The organism is Deinococcus sonorensis KR-87 (assembly GCF_040256395.1).
In the GTDB taxonomy this organism is placed as follows: Bacteria; Deinococcota; Deinococci; order Deinococcales; family Deinococcaceae; genus Deinococcus; species Deinococcus sonorensis.
This window is the reverse complement of sequence record NZ_CP158299.1, coordinates 2,597,191-2,620,146: the sequence shown is the minus strand read 5'-3', so window position 1 is coordinate 2,620,146 and position 22,956 is coordinate 2,597,191. Positions and strand designations below refer to the sequence as shown.

The 22,956-nt window shown below is 68.6% G+C and carries 18 protein-coding genes; 9 read left to right on the top strand and 9 right to left on the bottom strand.

The genetic code is table 11. The annotated features are described in order from the left end of the window. Positions 1-69: 69 nt before the first annotated feature. The 7 genes from ABOD76_RS18150 to ABOD76_RS18120 all read left to right on the top strand — a co-directional run bounded on the left by ABOD76_RS18150 (position 70) and on the right by ABOD76_RS18120 (position 10,145). On the top strand, positions 70-2,385 hold the full coding sequence (locus tag ABOD76_RS18150; protein WP_350243362.1) for an endonuclease MutS2: 2,316 nt from the start codon (positions 70-72) through the stop codon (positions 2,383-2,385). A 70-nt stretch (positions 2,386-2,455) separates the two neighbouring features. Then, positions 2,456-3,544, top strand: coding sequence for a hypothetical protein (locus ABOD76_RS18145; protein ID WP_350243361.1), 1,089 nt, complete (start codon positions 2,456-2,458; stop codon positions 3,542-3,544). Between the two features lie 58 nt (positions 3,545-3,602). After that, a complete protein-coding gene (gene rlmN, locus ABOD76_RS18140; protein ID WP_350243360.1) occupies positions 3,603-4,637 on the top strand; it encodes a 23S rRNA (adenine(2503)-C(2))-methyltransferase RlmN in 1,035 nt (344 codons plus the stop codon). 114 nt (positions 4,638-4,751) lie between these two features. After that, on the top strand, positions 4,752-6,338 hold the full coding sequence (locus ABOD76_RS18135) for a tetratricopeptide repeat protein (protein WP_350243359.1): 1,587 nt from the start codon (positions 4,752-4,754) through the stop codon (positions 6,336-6,338). A gap of 67 nt (positions 6,339-6,405) precedes the next feature. Further along, on the top strand, positions 6,406-7,482 hold the full coding sequence (locus ABOD76_RS18130; RefSeq protein ID WP_350243358.1) for an SPOR domain-containing protein: 1,077 nt from the start codon (positions 6,406-6,408) through the stop codon (positions 7,480-7,482). Positions 7,483-7,492: 10 nt separating this feature from the next. Further along, complete coding sequence (locus ABOD76_RS18125) at positions 7,493-8,239, top strand: redox-sensing transcriptional repressor Rex (protein WP_350245303.1); 747 nt, start codon at positions 7,493-7,495, stop codon at positions 8,237-8,239. Between the two features lie 4 nt (positions 8,240-8,243). Continuing rightward, entirely contained in the window at positions 8,244-10,145 is a 1,902-nt protein-coding gene (locus tag ABOD76_RS18120; RefSeq protein WP_350243357.1) for a hypothetical protein, read from the top strand. 58 nt (positions 10,146-10,203) lie between these two features. Here ABOD76_RS18120 and ABOD76_RS18115 read toward each other — a convergent pair whose 3' ends face one another. The 6 genes from ABOD76_RS18115 to ybeY form a co-directional block, all read right to left on the bottom strand. Next, a complete protein-coding gene (locus tag ABOD76_RS18115; protein WP_350243356.1) occupies positions 10,204-11,037 on the bottom strand; it encodes an SDR family oxidoreductase in 834 nt (277 codons plus the stop codon). A 225-nt stretch (positions 11,038-11,262) separates the two neighbouring features. Further along, positions 11,263-13,602, bottom strand: a complete 2,340-nt coding sequence (recG, locus tag ABOD76_RS18110) for an ATP-dependent DNA helicase RecG (protein ID WP_350243355.1) — start codon at positions 13,600-13,602, stop codon at positions 11,263-11,265. A 64-nt stretch (positions 13,603-13,666) separates the two neighbouring features. Beyond that, positions 13,667-14,101 carry a cytidine deaminase gene (gene cdd, locus ABOD76_RS18105; protein ID WP_350243354.1) on the bottom strand — a complete coding sequence of 145 codons (435 nt, stop codon included), beginning with the start codon at positions 14,099-14,101 and terminating at the stop codon, positions 13,667-13,669. Then, positions 14,079-15,440 carry a hemolysin family protein gene (locus ABOD76_RS18100; RefSeq protein ID WP_350243353.1) on the bottom strand — a complete coding sequence of 454 codons (1,362 nt, stop codon included), beginning with the start codon at positions 15,438-15,440 and terminating at the stop codon, positions 14,079-14,081. Before ABOD76_RS18100 ends, cdd begins: the two co-directional genes overlap by 23 nt. A gap of 228 nt (positions 15,441-15,668) precedes the next feature. Next, positions 15,669-16,022, bottom strand: a complete 354-nt coding sequence (locus tag ABOD76_RS18095; RefSeq protein ID WP_350243352.1) for a diacylglycerol kinase — start codon at positions 16,020-16,022, stop codon at positions 15,669-15,671. A gap of 105 nt (positions 16,023-16,127) precedes the next feature. After that, positions 16,128-16,595, bottom strand: coding sequence for an rRNA maturation RNase YbeY (gene ybeY / locus ABOD76_RS18090; RefSeq protein ID WP_350243351.1), 468 nt, complete (start codon positions 16,593-16,595; stop codon positions 16,128-16,130). Between the two features lie 84 nt (positions 16,596-16,679). Between ybeY and ABOD76_RS18085 the strand changes: the two genes are divergently transcribed. Continuing rightward, a complete protein-coding gene (locus tag ABOD76_RS18085; protein ID WP_350243350.1) occupies positions 16,680-17,447 on the top strand; it encodes a hypothetical protein in 768 nt (255 codons plus the stop codon). 57 nt (positions 17,448-17,504) lie between these two features. On the opposite strand, the gene ABOD76_RS18080 is transcribed toward ABOD76_RS18085, so the two are convergent. Beyond that, complete coding sequence (locus ABOD76_RS18080; protein ID WP_350243349.1) at positions 17,505-19,163, bottom strand: acyl-CoA carboxylase subunit beta; 1,659 nt, start codon at positions 19,161-19,163, stop codon at positions 17,505-17,507. Between the two features lie 63 nt (positions 19,164-19,226). Between ABOD76_RS18080 and ABOD76_RS18075 the strand changes: the two genes are divergently transcribed. After that, positions 19,227-20,219, top strand: a complete 993-nt coding sequence (locus tag ABOD76_RS18075) for a heme-dependent oxidative N-demethylase subunit alpha family protein (RefSeq protein WP_350243348.1) — start codon at positions 19,227-19,229, stop codon at positions 20,217-20,219. Here the strand turns inward: ABOD76_RS18075 and ABOD76_RS18070 are convergent. Further along, complete coding sequence (locus tag ABOD76_RS18070) at positions 20,204-20,815, bottom strand: dihydrofolate reductase family protein (protein ID WP_350243347.1); 612 nt, start codon at positions 20,813-20,815, stop codon at positions 20,204-20,206. The two genes, ABOD76_RS18075 and ABOD76_RS18070, sit on opposite strands and share 16 nt — an antisense overlap. Positions 20,816-20,914: 99 nt before the next feature. Continuing rightward, entirely contained in the window at positions 20,915-22,846 is a 1,932-nt protein-coding gene (locus ABOD76_RS18065) for an alpha-amylase family glycosyl hydrolase (protein ID WP_350243346.1), read from the bottom strand. Positions 22,847-22,956 lie beyond the last annotated feature (110 nt).

Sequence of the window (22,956 nt, the reverse complement as noted above, 5' to 3'; positions counted from 1 at the left end):
AGGCAGCATGGCCCTTTGATAAGCCACCTGGCGCACGGTTGTCAGCGGCGGTCCCCGTATAATCCGGGCGTGCCGTCCGATCTCTCTGTTCCCACCGTCACCACGTTTCCGGAGGCAGCGCTCGCGACCCTGGACTTTCCACGCATCCGTGAGGCGCTCGCCACGCGTACCGCCACCCGCATGGGTGTGGAGCGGGCGCGGCAGCTGTGCCCCAGCCCGGACGCGGGGCGCATCGGACGGGAACTCGACGAGCTGGAAGACGCGTTGTTCGGGGTGTCGCTGAGCCTGGGCGGCATCCAGGACATCCGGCCGGTAGTGGAGCGGGCGCGTGACGGCCGGGTCCTGCTCGGCCAGGAGCTGCTGGAGGTCGGGTACACCCTGGACGCCAGCATGAGCGTGCGGCGGGCGGTGGCCCAGAACTCGCGCGGTCCGCTGCGCGAGGTGGCGATGGGCCTGGGCGAACACGGCCTGCTGGTGCGGCGGGTGCTGGAAAGCCTGGACCGCAGCGGCGAGGTCCGCGACGACGCCAGCCCCCGCCTGCGCGACCTGCGCCGGCGCATCGGGCCGCTGCGGGACCGGATCCGCGAGCGCCTGACCAACACGCTGGAGCAGTGGAGCGACGTGCTGCAGGAACACATCGTGACGCTGCGCCGTGACCGCTACGTGCTGCCGGTGCAGGCCAGCCGGGTGGGGCAGGTGCAGGGCATCATCGTGGACAGCTCCGGCACCGGGCAGACGTACTTCGTGGAGCCGGCGGCGGTCACGCCGCTCAACAACGAGCTGGCGCGCCTGCTGCTCGACGAGGAGGCCGAGGTGCGCCGCATCCTGACCGAGCTGTCGGGCCTGGTGGCGCAGGATGAGGCCATTGAGCAGACGCTCAGCACCCTGGCCGAGCTGGACCTGATCGCGGCCAAGGCCCGGCTGGCCCGCGACTGGCGCCTGAACCGCCCGGAGCAGGCCCCTGACGGCCTGTATACCCTGCGCGAAGCCCGGCACCCGCTGATTGAGGACGCGGTGGCCAACGATCTGGTGCTGGGCGACACGCGCCTGCTGCTGATCACCGGTCCCAACATGGGCGGCAAGACGGCCACCCTCAAGACCCTGGGGCTGGCGGTCCTGATGCACCAGTGTGGCATGTACGTGGCGGCCAGCAAGGCGGCGTTGCCGGTGGTCCAGGACGTCCTGGTGGACATAGGGGACGAGCAGAGCATCGAGGCCAGCCTCTCCACCTTCGCCGCGCACCTGCAGCATCTTCGTCAGGTGCTGGAAGGCGCCAGCATCCGCACGCTGGTGCTGGTGGACGAGCTGGGCAGTGGCACCGACCCGGCCGAGGGCGCGGCGCTGGCGCAGGCAATGATCGAGCAGCTGCTGGCTCAGGATGCGCGCGGCGTGATCACCTCTCACCTCGCGCCGCTCAAGCTGTTCGCGCTGGAAACGCCGGGGCTCAAGAACGCCAGCATGGGCTTTGACCTGTCGGCGCTGCGGCCTACCTACCGGCTGCAGGTGGGCCAGCCGGGGCGCAGCTATGCGCTGGCGATCGCGCGGCGCATGGGGCTGCCGGAGGGGGTGCTGGGCCGGGCCGAAAACATCCTGGGACCGGAAGGCGGTCTGCTGGAGGCGCTGCTGGAGCAGTTGGAACGTGAGCGCGATCAGCTGCGCGGCGAACTGGAGGCCGCCCAGGTGGCGCGCCGCGGCGCCGAGGGCGAGCTGAGCCGCATTCAGCAGGAGCGCGCCACGCTGAACAGCCGCCGTGACGAGCTGATCGCCGAGGCGTCGCAGAAGGCCGAGACGCTGTATGTAAACGCGCTGGAGCAGGTGCGCGGCCTGCGCGGCCGGGCCCGCGAGGAGTCGGCGCGGCCGCGAGTGCTGGAGGAGCTGCGGCAGCTGCGGCGGCAGGCGCAGGCGACCCGGCCGCAGCCGGCCGCCCCGGAGGCGCCGCGCGGTGACCCGCTGCGCAGCGGCAGCACGGTGGACGTGCCGGCCTACGGCGCCACCGGGCAGGTGCTGGAGGTGCGCGGCGACGAGCTGGTGGTGCAGCTGGGCGTTATGAAGGTCAACGTGCGCCGCCGCGACGTGCGGCTCAAGCCGGAAGAGAAGCCGAAGGTCCGGACCAGCTTCGGTGGGACCTCACCCACCACCTTCCGCTCCGAACTGCAGCTGCGCGGTCAGCACGTCGAGGAGGCCGTGGAGGAGCTGCGGCAGGCCATTGGAGAGGCCCACGCCCTCAAGGAGTCGCCGCTGCGGGTGGTGCACGGCAAGGGACAGGGGGTGCTGCGCCGGCTGCTGCGCGACTACCTGAAAACCGACAAACGGGTCGAGAGCTTCCACGACGCCGAGCCGAATCAGGGCGGACACGGCGTCACCATCGTGAACATCCGGCGCTGACGGGCTGCACGGGCCACCCCCATCCGGCGCTGGCTGAGGTGGGGGTGGCCCGCTATCATCAGCCTCGATTGTGATGCAGACCAGAGTGCTGAAGACGCTGATGGGCCTGCTGCGCTTGGGTGTGGTGGCCCTGTGCGTGGGCGGGCTGGCCGCAGCACAGGAGCAGGCGGCGCCCCAGCCGTTCCTGATCCGGCTGATGAACCTGTTTCCTCCCGGCTACGCGGACCGCTTCGGCGGCGTGCAGGTGCTCGCAGATCCGGGCAGCGGCTACGGCGTGCGCGGCTTTCCGCTGCCGTTCCGGGTGGACGCGCGCGCGACGTTCGTGGACCATCCGGCGTATCTGGAGTACAGCATGGGGGTGCGCTACCACGACACCAGCTTCGTGGCCGGCCGCTTTGAGAACCCGGACGCCGGCGCCACGCTGGGGGTGGGCCACCTGGAGGTCACGCACAATCCCGGCAGCGGCTGGCAGTACGGCCTGCTGGCCCAGGATCAGGGGCGCAGTTCGCGGGCCACCGTCGGGTACGTGCTGGTGGACGGTCCGGTGCGGCTGCTGAGCGAGTTGGGGTACGGGGTCCAGGGAGCCGTCCGCACCCCGTACGTGCATCTGGAGACGAGCGGCGGCGGCTCGCTCTCCTCCGGGCCGTGGAGCGTGGGGGTGGGCAGCGCCGTTCGGGGGTACGTCTACCCGCAGCAGGGGCAGTTCAGCGTGGACCTGTCCGGCAGCCTGACCCTGCGTCCGGATCCGCACAGCACCGTCACGCTGAGCCACTTCGAACGGTGGGTGCTGGGGGACAGCGCCCTGCCGGACCTGGCGGTGGGCCGCTACAACCAGACCAACCTGGATGTGGTGCTGTCGCCGGACATGCGGCTCGGGCTGCTGTCGCTGCGCAACGTGCAATACCACTACCAGCGCAGCTGGCTGAACGCCGCCGCCAGCGTCAATGGGCTGGCCGCCACGGTTCGCGCCGATCCGGCCGGGCCGCTGCTGGTGGACCTGACGCCGCACTACGACTGGGTGGCCCACGAGGCGGGCGTGCGCGCCGACCTGTACTACCGCGCCCCCTGGCTTTCGGTGCTGGTGGGCCCCAGCGTGGACTACCTGTGGGGTGCGGGTGGCGGCCACTGGAATGTAGGCCTGCGGGTCGGCGTCAAATGAAGGCCGAAGGTGCCGGACCTTCCGGTGCGCTGCCCGCCTGTCCCGCTATACTCTCCTGATGCAACTGCTCCTTGACCTGCACCCCGACGCCTACCCGCTGGAGGGATTCCGCCGCCGCCAGCTGCTGGAATGGGTGTTCGTCCACGGCGCGGCCGACTTTTCGGCCATGACCAGCCTCAGCGCCGGGGTGCGTGCCGAGCTGAGCGAGCAGTACACCCTCAATCCCTTCCGCAGCATCGAGACGGTCCGCAGCACCGACGGCAGTGTCAAGTACCTGTTCACCCTGCCGGACGGCCGCCAGATGGAGGCGGTCTACATGCCCTACCTGGACCGCAAGACCATCTGCGTGTCCACCATGGTGGGCTGCCCCGCCAAATGTGCCTTCTGCGCCACCGGCGCGCTGGGCTTCGGGCGCAACCTGACCGCCGGCGAGGTGGTGGGCCAGATTCTGGCGGTGGCGCGCGGCGAGGGCATTGCCCCGCGCGAGCTGCGCAACCTGGTGTTTATGGGCATGGGCGAGCCGCTGCTCAACTACGACGCCACCATGCTGGCCGCCCGGATTCTGCTGCACCCGCTGGCGCTGGGCATGAGCAAGCGCCGGGTGACGCTCAGCACCGTAGGCTTGCCCAAGGGCATCCGTAGATTGGCTGCCGAGGACGACCTCGGCATCAAGCTGGCCATCAGCCTGCACGCGCCTGACGAGGAGACCCGTCAGCGCATCATTCCCACCGCACATGCCAACACCATTCAGGAGATCATGGCCTCGGCGCGCGAGTATCAGGCCGTCACCGGGCGGCGGGTCACCTTCGAGTACGCCATGCTGCGCGGCGTGAACGATCAGCTGTGGCAGGCCGAGCTGCTTGCTGACCTGCTGCGCGGCCTCGTATCGCACGTCAACCTGATCCCGATGAATCCGTGGGAGGGCAGCGGCTTCGAGGAGAGCAGCGAGCAGCAGCTGCAGGCCTTCTACGACGCGCTGGAGCAGCGGGGCGTCGAGGTCAGTGTGCGCCGGTCGCGTGGGCGGGACGCGGGAGCCGCCTGCGGTCAGCTGGCGCTCAAGCAGCCGGGTGCCGGCGTCTCCGCATCTGCCTGACGCCCCCTGCAACGCCGCTCCACCGCACTTTCGTAAGGGTTACGAAAGACCCCCATGCTACGATGACGCCAGATTTTCCCTCAGGAGGAGCTGGTGTCTCATAAACTCCACACAATGTTGTTGAGGGCCACGCTGGTGCTGGCGATGGCCGGCACCGCTCAGGCCCAGACGATGGTCGAGCAGGTGGGCGCGGCCCAGATTTCCACCACGCTGCAACAATCCGCCCCGGTCATCAAGCCGCCGGCCGTGATCACGCCCTCAACGCCGGCAGCGGAGGCGGGCGCGACAACGCCCAGCGTGCCGTCCACCCCCCCGTCGCCAGCGTTCCTGGCGGCGCTGGATACCGCCCAGAAGAGCTATCAGGCCGGGAACTACCGGCAGGCCCAGACGCAGTACGAGGCGCTGGTCGGCCAGAATTATCAGAACGCCCAGGCGCACTTCGGTCTGGGCCTGACGCTGTTCGCGCTCAACGATCTGGCGGGGGCCCGCTTTGAGTTCGGCCAGCTGAGCGCGCTGGACCCGGCCAGCTTCGAGGGGCCGTACAACCTGGGCGTGGTGGCCAGCCGCCAGAACCAGAACGATGAGGCCCTGGCCGACTTTGCCAAGGCGGCGGAGCTGGCCCGGGGCAAGGTGTCGGCCCCTGTGCTGCGGCAGGTGCTGGAGGCGCTGGCCGGGGAGCAGGCACGCGCGCGGAACTACCCGGCGCTGGCCACCACCCTGGCGGAACTGGTGAAGACCGCCCCCGATGACCTGGACCTGCAGGTGCGCGAGGCCCAGGCGCTGACCCTGGCCGGTCAGGGCACCGCCGCCCTGCCGCTGCTGTATGCGGTGCGGGCCAAGGCTCCAGCCAACGTGGACGCCGCCCTGCTGACCGCCGACATCTATGCCTCGCAGCAGCTGGCCGACCGGGGTGTCCGGGAGCTGGACAGCGCGGTGGCCGCCACTCAGGACAGTGCGGCTCGCGGCCGGTTGCTGCTGCGCAAGGCTGACCTGCTGGCCGGCCTGAGCCGCAGCAAGGACGCGCTGCAGGCGGTGCAGGCGGCGGTGAAGGCTGACCCCCGCAACGCCGCGGCCCAGGCCCGGCTGGGTGAGCTGCTGGTGGCCCGCAGCGACCGCGGCGGCGCCCTGAGCGCGTGGCAGACGGCCGTGAAGCTGGAACCGGTCAATGCCCTCTACCGCACCAACCTCGCGGCGGTGCGGCTGAGTCTGTCCCAGTACGCCGCTGCGGCGCAGGATGCCCGGCTGGCGCTGCGGGCTAGCCCGGATGCCGCGACCCAGGCGCGTGCCCAGCTGGTGCTGGGCGTGGCGTCCTACCGGCTGGGCCGCTACAGCGAGGCGCGCAGCGCCTTGCAGTCCAGCGCCCTGGCCGCGCCGGGGGCGGAGGCGTCGCTGTGGCTGGGCCTGTCCAGCTACGCGCTCAAGGACTACGCCGGGGCCGTGACCGCCCTGAGCGAGAGCGTGCGGCTGCAGCCGACCCCCAACGCCCGGCTGAACCTCGGTTCGGCACTGCTGTCGTCCGGCCGCTACGCCGAGGCCGAGACGGTCCTGCGGGCGCTGGTGGTGGAGCAGCCGAAGAATGCCGAGGGCTGGTATCAGCTGGGGCTGGCCCGCCGGGCCCAGGGGAAGACGGCCGAAGCCACCAGCGCGCTGAAAACCGCCGCCAACCTGGGCAACAGCAAGGCGCAGGGGTCGTTGAAGTGAGCTGCATCGCCGGACTGGCCGTCATGGACGGGCCGGTCCGAGGGAAGGGGGAAGTGCTGTGGGTGCAATGAAACGCCGCTGGCCGGATCTGCTGATCGGCCTGCTGGTGGTGCTGCTGCTGCTGGGATTTGCGGGGCTGCTGCTGCGGCCGGGAAAGCGGACCACCGCCACTGGAACGACCTCGGTGCCGGACGCGGCCCAGGGAACGCAGGCCGCGCCGAGTGGTACCGAACAGACGGGCACGGCGGACACGGGGGAGACCGCTGACACGACCGACACGACTGACACGACGGCGCCCACCACGGGGTCGTCGGACGTGCAGGTGATCCCGGCCAATCCGGTGGCCCAGCCGGACCAGACGGCGGACAACGGCAGCGCTGCCGCGCCCGACACGACGGCGGACACCGATCAGGCGGCGGCTCCCGACGCGGCGCCCAGCACCCCCTCGGTGCCGGCACGCACGGGCAATGCGGTGGCCACCTCTGAGGCACGCACGCCCACCCGCAATGACTACCGCATCAGCCTGGGGACCTTCTCCGGCGAGGCGGCGGCGCAGAGTGGGACGGCCGTGGTGAGCGGCCTGGGCTATACCGTCTACCCGATCGCGATCGAGAGCGGCGCGGTGGCCCAGGTGGGGCCGTTTGCAGACCGTGAGACGGCAGAGCGCGCGCTGGCCGACATCCAGCGGGTGTACCCGGGAGCCCTGCTGTATGCCCCTCGCAATGCTCCGTCGTCCAGCACCACCACGCCGTCCAGCCCGGCGGTTGCGGCCCCGACGCCGGCGGCCGTCCCGCAGCGGACGACCACCACGCAGGACCGCGCCCCGGCAGCCACCACGCAAACGACTCAGCCCACTCCGACGCCCGCCACCACCATGCCAGCGCCCGCTGCGGCCAGCACCGGCACGGCGGCTCCGACCAGCGCCAGCACTGGGCCGGTCTACCTGCAGGTGGCGGCCTACAACTCGGTCGAAGCGGCCCAGAAGTTCGTCGGTCAGGTGCGGTCACTCGGCTTTGATCCGACGGTCAACGCGCCGGCCGGGCAGAAGGTCGCGGTGCTGGTGGGGCCCTTTCAGGGTGACGCCCTCAGCAGCGCCGAGGCCAAGCTGAAGGCCAGCGGCCTGGATTACTTCCGGGTCCGGTGACGCGGTGAGCGTGAACAGTGGCATTCCGACCGCCGCCATCTCCCGGCTGGTCACCTACCTGCGAATCTTGGAGCAGCTGGAAGCCCAGGACCAGCTCAAGACCAGCAGCACCGATCTGGCAGAGCGGGCGCAGGTCAGCGCTTTTCAGGTCCGCAAGGACCTGGCGTACTTCGGGCGCTTCGGGACGCGGGGCATGGGCTACACGGTGCCGGTACTGAAGCGTGAGCTGATCCGGGTGCTGGGCCTGAACCGCAACTGGAATGTGGTGATCGTGGGTATGGGCCGGCTGGGTCAGGCGATCGCCAACTATCCGGGCGCCAGCGATTACCAGTTCTCCTACGTCGGGCTGTTCGACGTGAAGCCGGAGCTGATCGGACAGCAGGTCCGGGGCCTGGAAGTCGGGCATGTGCAGGACCTGCGGGCCTTCGTGCGTGAGCGCGCCGAGGCCGATGCCTGGGCGGCCGCCCACCGGGTCACGCAGCACGTCCGCAAGACCGTGGACCTGGGCTTCCTGGCGGTGCCGCCCGAACATGCCCAGGCTGCTGCGGAACAGCTGGTGGCCGCCGGCATCCGGGGCATCCTGAACTTCGCGCCGGTCGTGATTCAGCCACGCACCACCGGTTCAGGTGAAGCGTCGGACGTGGCCGACGAGTGGCGGCAGGTCACCATTGAAAACGTCGATTTTCTGGCGGGCATGAAACGCCTGGCCTTTTATACTCTCAATCCGAACCTGCATTACGACCTCACGGAGGAATGACCGAATGAAAAAATGGCCCCTGCTCACCCTCGCAGTCCTTCTCGGAGCCTGCTCGACGACCCCTACACCGACCTCTGGTTCCGGAACCGTGACGGTAGCGGCGGACAAATCGGCCATTGTTCTGGCTGCTGACGGCACCTCGGCCAGCAGTGCAACCACCAAGTACACCTTCACCAATGGAGCAGGCGCCGGCAAGTTGAACATCAGCAAGGCCACCCTCACCAGCGCCGGCGTTAGCACCGATGTGGCATTGCCGACCATCGTGGTGCCGGCCGGTGTGAGCTGCACGGTGACGGTGTCGCCCTGCCCAACCGGCAACGTGCAGTTCGGCCCGCAGACGGTGGAAAAGGCCCTGAACGACGCCGATGTGTTTGGCAAACTCGTGACCGCCAACGCCGGCAAGAGCAGCTTCCCAGTCACCGTGTCGTTTCCGGGCGTCAGCAACACGCTGAACTTCACCGTCTCCGCTGGAAGCGCCAGCACCCCGACGGACCCGACCGTTCCCGCTGCTCCCTCTCCGGTCATCGTGGTGACCAGCAGCGGTACGGCCCCCTACAGCAAACTGCTGGGTGTCAACGTATCGGGCGGCTTTGCCGCAGGTGTCGCGCCCAAGCAGATGGTGCTGACTGTAACTGGGGCGGACGGCCTGAGTGACAGCGCCAGCTACGTCTCAACTCAGTCCAGTGCCACTTTCAGCGTGGACACGACCAAGTTCCCGAACGGTGCATTGACCATGCAGGTCACGGCCATTGATGCAAACAGCCAGATCGGCAAAAGTGCCGTCAAAACCGTGCAGATCGCCAACCGGGTGGCTCCGACCCTGACCATCAACACTCCCGTCAACGGAAGCACCACGACGCTGACGTCTCAGGCGGTGCAGTTCAGCGTCATGAAGAAGAACAGCGCCTTCAGTGTGACCGGGGGAACGGCAACGGTCGAGCTCCTCGACTACCGGGGCAAAATAGTGGACACACGCACTGTGGCCGTGACGGACAACGTAGATGGAAATTACACGGCGGACGCCTTCGACATGGCGGGGCTGCCCGCAGACACGTACACGGTGCATGTCAAGTTGGGCGTGACGCTGGACCCTGGAACCGCCACCGCCATCACCCAGGCGCTGGATGCCACCAGCCAGGTCACCACCAACACCACCAGCGTCCTGCCGCCTGCCGCCACCATCCGTTTTCCGGCCATCACCAACAACAGGACGCCGGGTCGCATCGACAGCTCCTCAGGCTTCATGGTGGATGTGAGTGACAACACGGGTGTCTCGGTGGTGGAGGCGCGGATCGTTGGTCCCTATGATGCCACCAAGGCGCTGGCGCTCAACGGAACAACACAGTGCCAGGAGAGCCAGACCGTGCCGGGAAGCGCCCCCGTCAACGTGTTGCTGTTGAACCAGGGCTTTAATCCGCCCCTCTCGCTCGGCAGCGTGGTCCTCCCCAGCATTGATATTGACGGCTCTGCCTATGTGCCGGACAACGCGCCGAATCAGCGGTATGACATGCGCGTGACCGCCGTGGATACCGACGGGAACCGCAACATCCAGTGCATCCCGGTGCTTATCAACCGTGCAGCGACCAAGGCAGCGCGGATCAGCTATACGACGAGCGTAGTGACCAATCCCAGCCCGGCCAATACCAGATCTGGGCAGTTGAATTACAGCTCTGGAAACTTCACGATCGGTGGGATCACCAGCAGCAGCCGTGTCACGGGAGTGCTCTATCAGAACGGTGCTCGTCAGTCGATGGCTTTCACCGCTGATGCGACTGGCTCAGTCGTCGACTCTGTCGGGTTCGGAGCTGCCGGAACGTACCAGGTCGTCTGGATCGTTGAGGACATGAATACGGGCATCGTGACCCAGACCACTGGACCGAGTGTTTCCGTCATCCAGAACCCGTAAAACGGTCATGAGCAGAGGGGCGCACAGAAGTGCGCCCCTCTGTCTTAGGATCAGCTGTTCAGCGGTTCACGTACTCCTCGCTTAGTCGCCACAGCCGCTCGGCCGCCGCGTCATCTAATGCCTGTGGCGCGGGCTTAATGGGCTGCTCGTTGCTGAAGTAGAGGCCGCTCATGCCGGCCACTTCTGGGCTGCTGCTCAGGTAGATGCTGGTCTGAGCACCCTGCTCCTCGGTCTTGGCAAATGGGCGCAGCAGGCTGAAGACCCGGCTGATGCGCGAGCCGTTGTTGTGGGCAAAGCCGGTGGCCACCATGCCGGGGTGCAGCGCGTTGGCCGTGATCCCGCTGCCAGCCAGCCGGCGGCTGAGTTCACGGGTGAACAGGATGTTAGCCAGCTTGCTCTGCCCGTAGGCGGCCCAGCCGCTGTAGCCCAGCCGGAACTCCGGGTCGTCCCAGCGGATGCGGCCCATGGTATGGGCGGCGCTGCTCACGTTCACGATGCGGGCCTGCGGTGTCGCGCGGATCAGCGGCAGCAGTTCCTGGGTGAGCAGGAAGTAGCCCAGGTGGTTGAGCGCCCAGGTCATCTCGATGCCGTCGGGCGTTTCCTGGCGCTGGTTCAGGTACATACCGGCGTTGTTCAGCAGCACGTCAAGCTGCGCCTCCTGGTCCAGCACGTCCTTGGCCGCCTGCCGCACCTGGGCCTGCACGCTCAGGTCCGCGATCACGAAGCGGGCCGCCCCGATCTCGGCGGCCATGCGCTCGGTCTTGGCCGGGTCGCGGCCCACGATCACCACGCGGGCGCCCTGCTGGGTCAGCACGCGCGCGGCCACCTTGCCAATGCCGTTGGTCGCGCCGGTCACCAGCACCGTCTTGCCCGCCATCTGAGGAGAAGTCATGGGCACAGAATAGCGGCTGGGACATCACAGAAAGAGAAGCCGCAGCGACAGGAACGGGTCCGGCCGTGAAGCTTCTCTGCGCTTGGGCTTTACTCGCCCGATATTGGGTTGCGCTTGACTTCCAGATGTTACGTCAAGTCATGTCACAGGGGTGTCACATGGTAAGGCTTGCTCAGGCCAGGGGCCATCCGGCACGCTGATGACAGCGCTGCGTGTGATCGCACTTCAGATCACTTCACGGTAGGCGACCTGGGAACTGCGGGCCTGCAGCTCGGAGCGCAGGTAGGCGAGACCGGGGTGCGTGAGCTTCGGGTCGTGGGCCAGGATGTGTTTGGCCAGCGTCCGCGCCGCCTCGATGATCTCCACGTCCGAGGTCAGGTCGCCGAGCTTCAGGTCGGGAATGCCGCTCTGGCGGGTGCCTTTCAGCTCACCCGGCCCGCGCAGCTTGAGATCCGCTTCCGCAATCACGAAGCCGTCGGTGGACCCCTCAATGATCTTCAGCCGCTTGCGGGTCTTCTGCGAGTGCTCTCCCGCGACCAGCACGCAGTAACTCTGCGCCGATCCGCGGCCCACCCGCCCGCGCAGCTGATGCAGCTGGGACAGCCCGAAACGCTCGGCGTTCTCGATCACCATCACGGTGGCGTTGGCCACGTCCACCCCCACCTCGATCACGGTGGTGGACACCAGCACGTCGAACTCGCGGCGGCGGAAGCGCTCCATCACGTCGTCCTTCTCGGCGGCGCTCATGCGCCCATGCAGCAGGTCAATGCGGGCCTCGGGCAGCAGCACCCGCAGGTCGTCGGCCAGCTGGGTGGCGGCCAGCAGCTCCAACGTGTCGGATTCCTCGATCAACGCGGTAACCACATACGCCTGCCGCCCCTCGCGGATCTGCTTCATCACGAAGCCGTAGGCCTGCCGCCGGGCGGTGTCCTGAATCAGCTTGGTCTCGATGGGCGTGCGGCCCGGCGGCAGCTCGTCAATGACGCTCAGCTCCAGGTCGCCGTAGGCGGTCAGGGCCAGCGAGCGCGGGATCGGGGTGGCCGACATCACCAGCACGTCCGGGCGTCCGGCGAGCAATTTGCGACGCTGCATCACCCCGAAGCGGTGCTCCTCGTCCACCACCGCCAGGCCCAGGTTCTGGAAGCGCACCGCCTCCTGAATCAGCGCCTGCGTGCCCACCACGATGTCCAGCTCGCCCGCCGCGATCTGCGCCTGCACCTCGGCCTTGAGCTTGGCGCCCATCGCGCCGATCAGCAGGCCCACCCGCACGCCCAGCGGCGTGAGGTAGCCCTGCAGGTTGGCGAAATGCTGCCGCGCCAGAATCTCGGTGGGGGCCATCAGCGCGCCCTGGTAGCCGTCCTGCACCGCCAGATACAGGGCGCAGGCGGCCACCGCCGTCTTGCCGCTGCCCACATCGCCCTGGACCAGCCGGGCCATCTGCCGCTCGCTGCGCATGTCGTCGGCGATCTCGTACAGCACCCGCCGCTGCGCCCCGGTGAAGCGGAAGGGGAGGCTGGCCTCGAAGGCCTGCATGTCGCGGTCGAGGGCCGTAAAGCGCTTGCCCAGCAGCACAGCGTCCTCGCCCTGCAGCAGCACCCGCAGCTCCAGAAACAGGTACTCGTCGAAGCGCAGCCGGGCCAGCGCGCGTTCCAGCTGGGCCTCGTCGTGCGGGAAGTGGATGCCCCACAGCGCGTCACCCAGGTCGGTCAGGCCGTACTGCGCCCGCCAGCGGGCCGTGAGGTAGTCGTCCAGCGGCACGCGCGACAGCGCCGTGTGAGCGGTGCGCCGCAGGAAGTCCTGGCTGATGCCGTCCTTGCTGTCGTAGACGCCCACGATCCGGCCGCTGCTGAGGCTGTTGGCAGCGTCCGCCACGCTCTCGACATGCTCCACAGCCACCTGCACCGAGCGCCCGAAGCGCTTGGCCCGTCCGGTCACGATCAGGCGGGTGCCCTCGCGCAGCCCCTTCTCAATCCACGCCTGATTGAACCAGCTGCACTTGATGCGCTCGCCCCAGGGGTTCTCCAGGGTGGCCTCCAGAATCAGCATGCCGGGCTTGGGGGTGCGGCGGTGCTTGCTGACGATCACGCCCTCCACCGTGACCCGCGTGCCGTCCTCAACCTCGGCCAGGCTGGGCAGGGCGCGCCGGTCCTCGTGGCGGCGCGGGTAGGCGTGCAGCAGGTCGCGCAGGGTGTGCAGCCCCAGCGACCCCAGCTTCTTGGCAGCGCCCGGCCCCAGCGGCACCCGGCTCAGCTCGGTGTCGGGGGAGAGTGGGCCGCCCACGTCGGCCGGCTGCACCTCCACCCGGCTGGCCGGACGGCGAACCGGTGCGGGCGCTGGGGTGGGTGGAGTCAGCAGGTCGAGCGCCGACTTCAGCGCCCCAACACGCTCGTCCGGGCTCAGCGCGTCGTAGCCACGGAGCGCCTCACGGACTTTGGGAAACGGCCGGGCGAAGTTTTCCAGCAACCGCTCCATGCCGCCCGCCACCGCGCGGTTCTGGCAGCCCTGCTGCAGCTCCAGCTCCAGCGGCCGGCGAAGTTTCAGCTGTAGTTCGGCCACCGTTGCCATACAAACTCAGGATAGCAGGCGGTCATGGGGTACGTTCCGAACAGAATAACCGGTGACGGGCCGCTCAGCGCTTGTTTTCTTCCAGACGAAAGCCGTGCGGGAGGAAGTCCTTGACCTGCCCCGAGATCACCTCGCCCAGGTGATTCACGCAGGTCACGCTGGCCTCCGGGGCGAACTCGAACAGCACCTGACGGCAGGCTCCGCACGGGCTGGCCGGCGGGCTCGCCTCGCTGTACACCAGCACCTCGCTGAAGTCGCGGCCACCGTCGCTGGCCAGCGCCTGCACCGCCGACTGCTCGGCGCAGCGGCCCAGGCCGTAGCTCGCATTTTCCACGTTGGCGCCGGCGTAGGTGCGGCCATCCGCGGTCCGCAGCGCGGCCCCCACATGGAAACGGCTGTAGGGGGCATAAGCGTTCGCGTAGGCCCGTCGGGCCAGCGCCAGCAGCTCCGTGTCGGGGGCGGCAGCCGGGCGCGTCTCAGGCATCTCGGGTTGACTCATGTATGGCCTCTTCTTCCTCAGCGAGCGGCATGTTCGGCTCGTTGCCGCGTTCCACCCGGACCTGGATCACCCTGCGCGGGTCCGCTTCGGTCACGGTATAGCACCAGCCCTCGTACGCGAAGGCCTCGCCCACCTCGGGAATGTACCCGAAGTGATGGGTGATGAAGCCGGCCAGCGTGTCGTACTCGCCGTCCTCGTCCTCATCCAGTTCGGTGCCCAGCCGCTCCTCCACCTGATCCACCGTGACGGACGCGTCCATCAGGTAGGTGTCCTGGTCCAGCACCTCCACCAGCGACACTTCCTCCTCGTCGGTCTCGTCGTAGATCTCCCCGACGATCTCCTCCAGGGCGTCCTCCAGCGTCACCAGCCCGGCTGTGCCGCCGAACTCGTCCACCACGATGGCCATGTGGCTCTTGCGCTCCTGCATGTTCTTCAGCAGGTCGTTGATCCGCATACCCTCCGGCACGTAGAAGGTCGGGCGCATCATCTCCTCGATGGTGATGTGGTCCAGTTCCTCTAGGTGACGCAGCACGTCGCTGGTGTGCGCCACCCCCACCACGTTGTCGGCGGTGTCCAGGTACACCGGCACCCGCGAGTAGCCGTGCTCGGTGTTCAGTTCCAGCAGGCGGCGCAGCGGGGCGGCCGCGTCGGCCACGATCATGTCCACCCGCGGCGTCATGATGCTGCGGACCATCGTGTCCGACAGGTCGAAGACGTTGTAGAGCAGCTCCTTCTCGTCGTTCTCCAGCACGCCTTCCTGGCTGCTGGCCGACACGATCATCCGGATTTCCTCTTCCGAGTGCGCGGTGTGGTGGCCGCTGGTCGCCTTCAGGCCGAAGAGGCGCACCACCGCGTTGCCCAGCCAGTTCAGGAAGTAGATCAGGTAGCGGAACACGGACGCGAACACCAGCAGCGGGCGGGTCACGAACATCGCCACCTGCTCGCCGCGCTGCAGCGCCCAGCTCTTGGGCGCCAGCTCCCCGATCACGATGTGCATCACGGTGCTGACCGCGAAGGCGATGCCGAAGCTGATGGGGCGCATGGCCCCCGGACTGACGCCGGCCGACTCCAGCACCGGCTCCATCAGGTGCTCGATGGCCGGTTCGGCCACGAAGCCGATGGCCAGGCTGGCCATGGTGATGCCCAGCTGGGTGGCCGCCACCATCAGGTCCAGGTGGTTGATGGCACGTTGGGCCAGCTGCGCCGAGCGGTTACCCTCCTCGGCCAGCTGATCGATGCGGGTGCGGCGCACGCTCACCAGTGCAAACTCGGCGGCCACGAAAAAGCCGTTGATCAGCACCAGCACGAACAGCGCCGCCAGCCCTAGGTAATCATTCATCTGTGGGCACGCTCCATCGTGCCGGGGACGCGCGGAAGTCTCTTCCAGTGGTGCGCGTCCAGGATGGTTTGCCGGAGCCGCGAGGCCCTACAGCAAAAACGCCGCCCGCAGGCGGTGTCGGCCATCCGTGTTGGGGTGCCGGAACCAGAACTGGGCGGCTCGTCCATTGAGGGCATCTTAGCATGGCGGCGCTCACCCCCGGACGTGCCAGGTCACCATCGCTGCCGCTCACAGGCCGAGCAGCCGCAGCAGACGAGGCAGCAGCTCCACCACACCCACCAGCAGCGCGGCAGCGCTTCCCACCAGCACCGCTCCCGCCGCGCAATCCTTGGCCACCCGGGCCAGCGGATGCTGCTCCGGGCTGACCAGGTCCACCACCGCCTCCACGGCCGTGTTGATCAGTTCCAGACCCAGCACCAGCCCGCAACACAGCAGGATGGGGGCGAGCGGGGCCTGCAGACAGATGGCCAGCACCAGGGCCAGCAGCGCCAGCCACGCTTCGATGCGCAGGTTGGGCTGGGTGAGCCAGGCGTGCCGCACCCCGGCCCAGGCAAACCCCGCTGACCGCCACCAGCGCCGCATCTCAGCGTGCCGCCTGACTTTGGAGGTCAGGCGGATCAGGGCGCCGCCCACAACCGGGCCTACCGTTAGAGAGCAGCGGACCCGCCCCGGACTGTTCGCAGCGCATCAGACGCTGGGTTCCAGCGCCGCCTGTGCCGCCAGCCACGTCTGGTGGAATACCTGCCACTCCGGTCCGGTGGCGCCCTCCTCATAGCCCAGGCCCTCCGCGTGCGGGTGATCATGGCCCACCAGATGGGTCAGGCCATGGCTCGCCAGCAGCGCCACCTCACGCGTCAGGCTGTGGCCGCGCGCCTCGGCCTGCCGCAGCGCCGTGTCCAGGCTGATGAAGATGTCGCCCAGGTGCGGCGGCATGAAGGGATCGCCCGGCTCGTAGGTGGGGAAGCTCAGCACGTCGGTGGGGGCATCCTCGCCCCAGGTCTCGCGTTTCAGCTGTCGGATGGCCCGGTCGCCTACCAGCACCACCGTCACTTCACGGTCCTGCACCTGCAGGTGCTGCATGGCGGCTTCCAGGCTGGCGCGTACGGCGGAACGCAGGCCTGCGGGCGGGGTTTTGCGGACCACCAGATCGATCACGCCGGTCAGTATGCCTCAGCTCTGCTGGGGGGGAAGTCAGCTGGTTCAAAGTGAGTCCTCATTTGCGACCCGTAGCATGCCTTCATGTTGACCCGCATCGCTCTCACCTTCTCCATGCTCGTGGCCTCCGGGCTGCCCCTGGCCTCCGCTCAGACGGCCACCCCCAGCACGCCCGCCGCCCGGACGGTGACGGCGGCCTCCGGGGAGGTCTCGGCGCTGGCCGTGGAGATCAGCGGTGCCGTCAAGGGTCGTCTGATTGACTGTCCGGCCCAGCTGAAGCTCAGCACCGGCTCGGTGTGCCTGTACAGCCAGAACGTGCTGCCGGCCCTGCGGACCCTGATCCGCAGCAAGGTCGCCACCCGCGCGGTGGGCGCCTGGAAGACCGACCCCGCCGACAAGGCCAGCAGCCTGCTGCTGCGCACCGGCAACGCCACCATCTCGGTGCTGCTGGCCCGGCTCTCGGCGCAGGAAACACTGGTGATTCTCAGCCCGCTGCAGACCCAGACGCAGGCGGCCGCCACCCGGCCCGCCATGCCGGCCGGCATCGTGAAGGGCGAGCCGTATGTGCTCGACACCGACCTGAAGGGGCTGGTCACGGTGGCCAACCTGGGCAGCGGCAGCTACCGCCTGACCTCCGGCAGCACCGTGCTGACGCTCAGCAGCGGCAAGCGCACCGCCACGCTCGGCAGCGGCACGGTGGAGCTGGCGAACCCGGCGGTCAGCGACGGCCGCAACCTGCTGATTCCGCTGAACAGCCTGCGCTCGCTCGGCTGCACGCTCACCACCGCCCAGGCGGGCGTGGCCGTGAGCTGCGGCACGGCCAGCGCCACCATCCGACCGATCGTGTTCTGAAGGCAGCAGCAGGCCGGCCCGCCCCAGATCAGGGCGGGCCGGCTTTTTCTGCTCTCGTTACACCTGGAACACGCCCACCCGCAGTGGGTCCTGCTGCGGGTTCTGGGCGCACACCTCCAGCGCCCGGATCAGGCGCTCGCGGGTGTCCTGCGGCACGATCAGCTCGTCCACCCACAGCCGGGCGGCGGCGTAGCGCGGGTCCAGCTCGTGTTCGTACTTGTCGCGGATCAGCTGCGACAGCTGCTGCAGCTCCTGATCGTCCGGCTCGTGCCCGGCGCGGCGCAGCGCCGCCAGCTGGATGTCCAGCAGCGTGCTGGCCGCCGCGTTGCCGCTCATGACCGCGTACTTCGCACTGGGCCACGCGTAGATGAAGCGTGGCGCGTACGCCTTGCCGCTCATGGCATAGTTGCCGGCTCCGAACGACCCGCCCACAATCACGGTCAGGCGCGGCACCACACTGTTGCTGACTGCGTTCACCAGCTTGGCCCCGCGCCGGATGATGCCCTCCTGCTCGCTGTCGCGGCCTACCATGAAGCCGGTCACGTCCGACAGGAAGATCAGCGGGGTGCCGGCCTGGTTGGCCTCCAGGATGAAGCGGGCCGCCTTGTCGGCACTGTCGCCGTAGATCACGCCGCCCACCTCAATGCGGGTGTTGAGGCCGGGAATGCCGCCGGCCTTCAGCTGCTTGCGGATCACGGTGCGCTGGTTGGCCACCAGCCCCACCGGGTAGCCGCCCAGCCGGGCGAAGCCGCACACCAGCGTCTCGCCGTAGCTGGCCTTGAACTCCTGAAAGCTGCTCCCGCCGTCCTCACCGGCGTCCACCAGCGCCGCAATCAGCTCCCGGGTATCGTAGGGCGCGGCGCTGTCCAGGCTGACCACCTCGTGCGGCAGCCGGCTGCTGGCTGGTGGGCGGGCCTCCACGCGGCTGCGGGCGTAGGGGGCCTGATCGCCGCGCGCATACAGGCCCGCCAGCGTGCGAATGCGGCGCAGGGCCGCGTCGTCGTCCGGCTCACGGTAGTCCACCGTGCCGGAGATGTCCGCGTGCATGGTCGCCCCGCCCAGCGTCTCGCTGTCCACCGTCTGCCCGATGGCGGCCTTGACCAGTGCCGGCCCCGCCAGATACAGCCCGGAGCCCTCGGTCATGATCAGGGTGTCGCACATCACCGGCAGGTACGCGCCGCCCGCCACGCAGTTGCCCATGATCGAGCCGATCTGCGGCACGCCCAGCGCCGAGAGCCGCGCGTTCAGGTAGAACACCCGCCCGAAGTCGTCCTGGTCCGGGAAGATCTCGTCCTGCATCGGCAGGTACACCCCGGCCGAGTCCACCAGATAGATCACTGGCAGCCGGTTTTCCAGGGCGATGGTCTGCGCCCGGATCACCTTCTTGGCCGTGATGGGGAAGAAGGCGCCCGCCTTGACCGTCGCGTCGTTGGCGATGATCATCCACGGCCGGCCGGCCACCGTCCCTACGCCGGTGATGGTCCCGCCGGACGGGCAGCCGCCCACCTCCGGGTACAATTCCCAGCCGGCGAAGGTCATCAGCTCGTCGAAGGGGGTGCCGGGGTCGATCAGGCGGGCCACGCGCTCGCGGGCGGTCAGGCGCTGCTTCTGATGCTGTCGCTTGATGGCGGCCGGGCCGCCGCCCTGCTGTACGGTGTCGCGGTCCCGCTCCAGCGCCGAAAGCGCCTCGTCCCAGGCGCGTGCTGTCTTGGTCATGCGCCGAGTGTAACGCAGTCGGGCCTAACGGGCGTTAGGCACCGTTCCTTCTAGAATGACGGCATGCTGGATCAGGCGCCCACGGTGTATCACCCGTATCTCTCCGGCCGCTACACCGTGTCGGCCGGGCTGTACCGGCTGGGGGTGCAGCCGGTGGAGGGCCGGGTGGAACACCACACCTTCGCCTTCGACCGCAGTTATCCGGCGTTCGTGGCGAGCAAGGTGCAGGCCCGCCGCCGTGCCCTGCACGAGTACGTGGCCGAGGCGGCGCTGCAGCCGCGGCTGCGCCGGGCGGTGCTGGCGTGGCTGGTGCAGGCCGCCGTGCACGATGCGGGCGGCGGCCTCACCTGGGACGGCCATACGTTCAGCAATCGCTGGCTCGGCTGGGCCGCCGGTCTGGACCTGGAGGGGGGCAGTTGCGGCCCGGTCCGCCACTTCCCAGCTCCGCTGGCGCATCTGGTGCAGGGCGTGGAACCGCTGAACGCGCTGGACTTCCTGGCGATGAACGTGCCGGAGGACCTGGCGATCGTGGCGCGCACCGCTCAGGGGCACGACTATCTGGCGGCGGTGCATGTGCTGTCGCCGCAGCACTGGAACCCGCTCGACAAGGTGGGCCGCAATTTCGTGACGGTGCATGCCCCGGTGGCCGGCAGCGGCCCGATGAACGCCACCGCGCCCCGGCTGCTGGACGCAGTGATCGGACGCGGGCCGTTTGTGCGCTTCGCCTGGGGGCTGGCAATGTCGGCCTGGCTGGACCACCACCCGAATGCCGAGCCGGACGGCGACCGGGACGGCACGCCGGACTTCGACCCGGCGCGTGCCTATCTGCGGGTGGAGCGGCAGACGCTGCACGGTTTTCCGGTGGCGCAGGGCGCGCTGTTCACCATCCGGCCCTACGTGTACCCGCTGGCCGAGGTGTTGAACCCGGAGCGGGCCGCAGCGTTGGCCTCGGCGCTGCGTTCCATGACCCCGGAGCAGCAGCTCTACAAGGGCATGGCGCACACGATGCCGGCCGTGCTGGCGTGGCTGGACCGGCAGGCTCAGCCGCTCACCTGATAGCAGGCGAGGATGTTGCCGGACCCCTGCCACGTGCGGGTATGCAGCAACCGCAGCGGCACCTCGGGGCGGCGGACGAACAGCGGCGTGCCCTCGCCCGCGATCAGCGGGAAGATCATCAGGTGCAGTTCATCCACCAGGCCGTGCGCCAGCAGGTGGTTCCACAGCACCCGGCCGGCGAACATGAAGATGTCCTGGCCGGGCTCCTGTTTCAATGCTCCGATCTCGCGCACCGCGTCGGCCACCCGGATGATGCGGGTGGTGGCCGCCCAGCTACCCAGGTCGCTGTCGGTGAGCCGGTCCGACACGACCCGTTTGTCGGCCTGCGCCTGCACCTGCGCCATCTCCTTTCGGACCGCTGAGGCCTGCGGGTCCCCCGGCACGCCCTGCCAGTACCGCATGTTGTCCACGAAGTTGGTTCGCCCGTTGTACAGCAGCGTCCCGGCCGCCCGCATCCGCTCGGCCATGTAGTCGTCGAAGGTCTGGTCGCCGGCGTAGTCCGGGTGGAAGTGCTGAAAGATCGCGTCCAGCTGCCGGTCCCTGCCCTCGTAGTAGCCGTCCAGCGTGGTCAGGTTGCCCACAATCAGTTTCCGCATTCCGCTCCTTGAGGGGTCTGGCTTGACGTGCCCAGCATACCCAGCACCACAGGCGGAAGCGACACGCTTCCGCCTGCTGACTGGCCTGCGGTTCGGGGCTTACTGCCAGGTGCCGCTGAGTGTGGTGCTCCCGCTGGCGGGGGTGGTGGCAGTGCGGTTGCTGCCGCCCTCCCAGGTGACGGTGCCGGAGCCGTCCTTCTTGATGTACTTGTACTGGATGGCGGTGCTGGCCGGCAGCGACACCGTGGTGGTCCAGGTGCAGGTGCTGGCGCTGCAGGTGCTGGCGCTCATGCTGAGGGCGCTGGCGGTGTTCCAGGCGCCCAGCGCGGCGTTGTCGCCGCTCAGGTAGACGTTCTGCCCGAACGTGGTGCTGGCCGTGACCTGGAAGTTCACGCTGACGGTGCCGCTGCCCCCGGTGCCGGTGGCGCCCGCCACATAGATCCCCATGCTGCCGGCCGGCAGCGTGACGCTCAGCCTGCCGCCGCTGACGGTGGCCGTGGCCGGCGCGCCCTTGCCCAGTTGATCGGTGAACACGGTGCCGTTGGCGAGCGCACTCTTGTCGGCGGCGCTGATGCCGGCATTGCCCTGGATGTCCAGATTCAGGGTCGCGCTGCTGGCGCTGCTGTTCATCGCCACGACGACCCGGCTCGCGTTGCTGCTGCGGAAGTAGGCGTAGGCGCTCTGGCCGCCGTTGGGCCGCCACATCTCGGCGTAGCTGCCCTTCCACAGCGCCTCGTTGTTCTGCCGGATGGAAATGAGTTTCCTGGTGTAATCGAAGGTGGTCTTGGGGGTGCCGCCGCCCGCGAGGTAGCCGCTCTGCACCGCGTTGCGGCCCGTGTCGGTCCAGGCCCAGCCGGGCATGTCCTTGCGGTTGTCCGGATCGTTGCCGCCGTACACGCCCAGTTCGTCGCCGTAGTACAGCTGCGGAATGCCCGGCAGGGTCATCAGGGCCCCCAGGGCCAGCTGGTAGCGGGTGCGGATGGTGGCTTCCGGCACGCTGGTTCCGGGCTCGTTCAGGAAGCGCTGCACGTCGTGGTTGTCGAGCAGGTTCACCTGCAGCAGCGCCCGGTTTAGCCCCAGCGTGCCGATGGTGTCCTGCACCTTGCCGGCCAGCAGGTCCAGACTGCCGCCCTGCCCGAGGCTGCCGACCAGCGCCGTGCGGGTGGGGAAGGCGAAGGTGCTGTCGAAGCCGGCGTCCAGGAACGGCTTCAGCTGGCTGGCGCTGCTGTCCAGGAACGCCTCGGCCAGCAGAAAGGTGTTCGGGCGCGCGGCCAGCACGCCCGGCACCCAGCTGGTCTGCCAGTAGTTGAGCGGCACGTGCTTGGCGGTGTCCATCCGGATCGCGTCGATGGCATAGGTGCTGGTCCAGGTCTTGCTCAGGCCGGTGAGGTAGTTCGCCACCGTGCTGTTCTCCTGGGCGAAGTCCGGCAGGCCCGCCAGCGGGCAGTTGATGTCGTCGCCGGTGCAGGTGTTGTGGAACCAGCCGGGCTGCTGGCTCACGATGCGCGCCCCGTAGCCGGCGTGGTTGACCACCATGTCCATGATGAACTTCTGGCCGCCCGCGTGCAGATCCGAGATCAGGCCGCTCAGGTCGGTGCTGGTGCCCAGCTTCGGCTCTACGGCGGTGTCGTCGGGGCTGGTGTAGTCAGCCCAGTAGCCGTGGTACCCGCACGAGTTGCCGTTGACGAGCCCCACCTGCTTGTAGACCGGGGTGATCCACAGGGCGGTGGCGCCCAGGTCACGGATGTACGAGAGCTTGTTGCGCATGCCCTGCAGGTCGCCGCCGTGGAACTTGGTGCCGCTGGTGGTGTCCAGGCAGTTCGGCTGACCGCTGTTGTCGTTGGCCGTGTTGCCGTTGCTGAAGCGGTCTGGCAGCGCCAGATAGATCACCTGTCTGCGCCAGGCGTCGATGTTGCTGCCGCTGATGGTCTGCGGTTGAACGGCCGGTGAGGAAGCCGGCGTGGTGGAGGACTGGCTGCAGCCAGCCAGCAGCAGGGCAGAGGACAGCGCCAGCAGGGACCGTTTCGACATGCGTGCTCCTGTTCGGGCCGCAGGACGTGTCGCCTGGCCCGCTTCTGAATTTGGAAACGCTTCACTTTGTACCTGCTGGCAGGGGAGCGGGGGTGTTAGAAACTTCACAC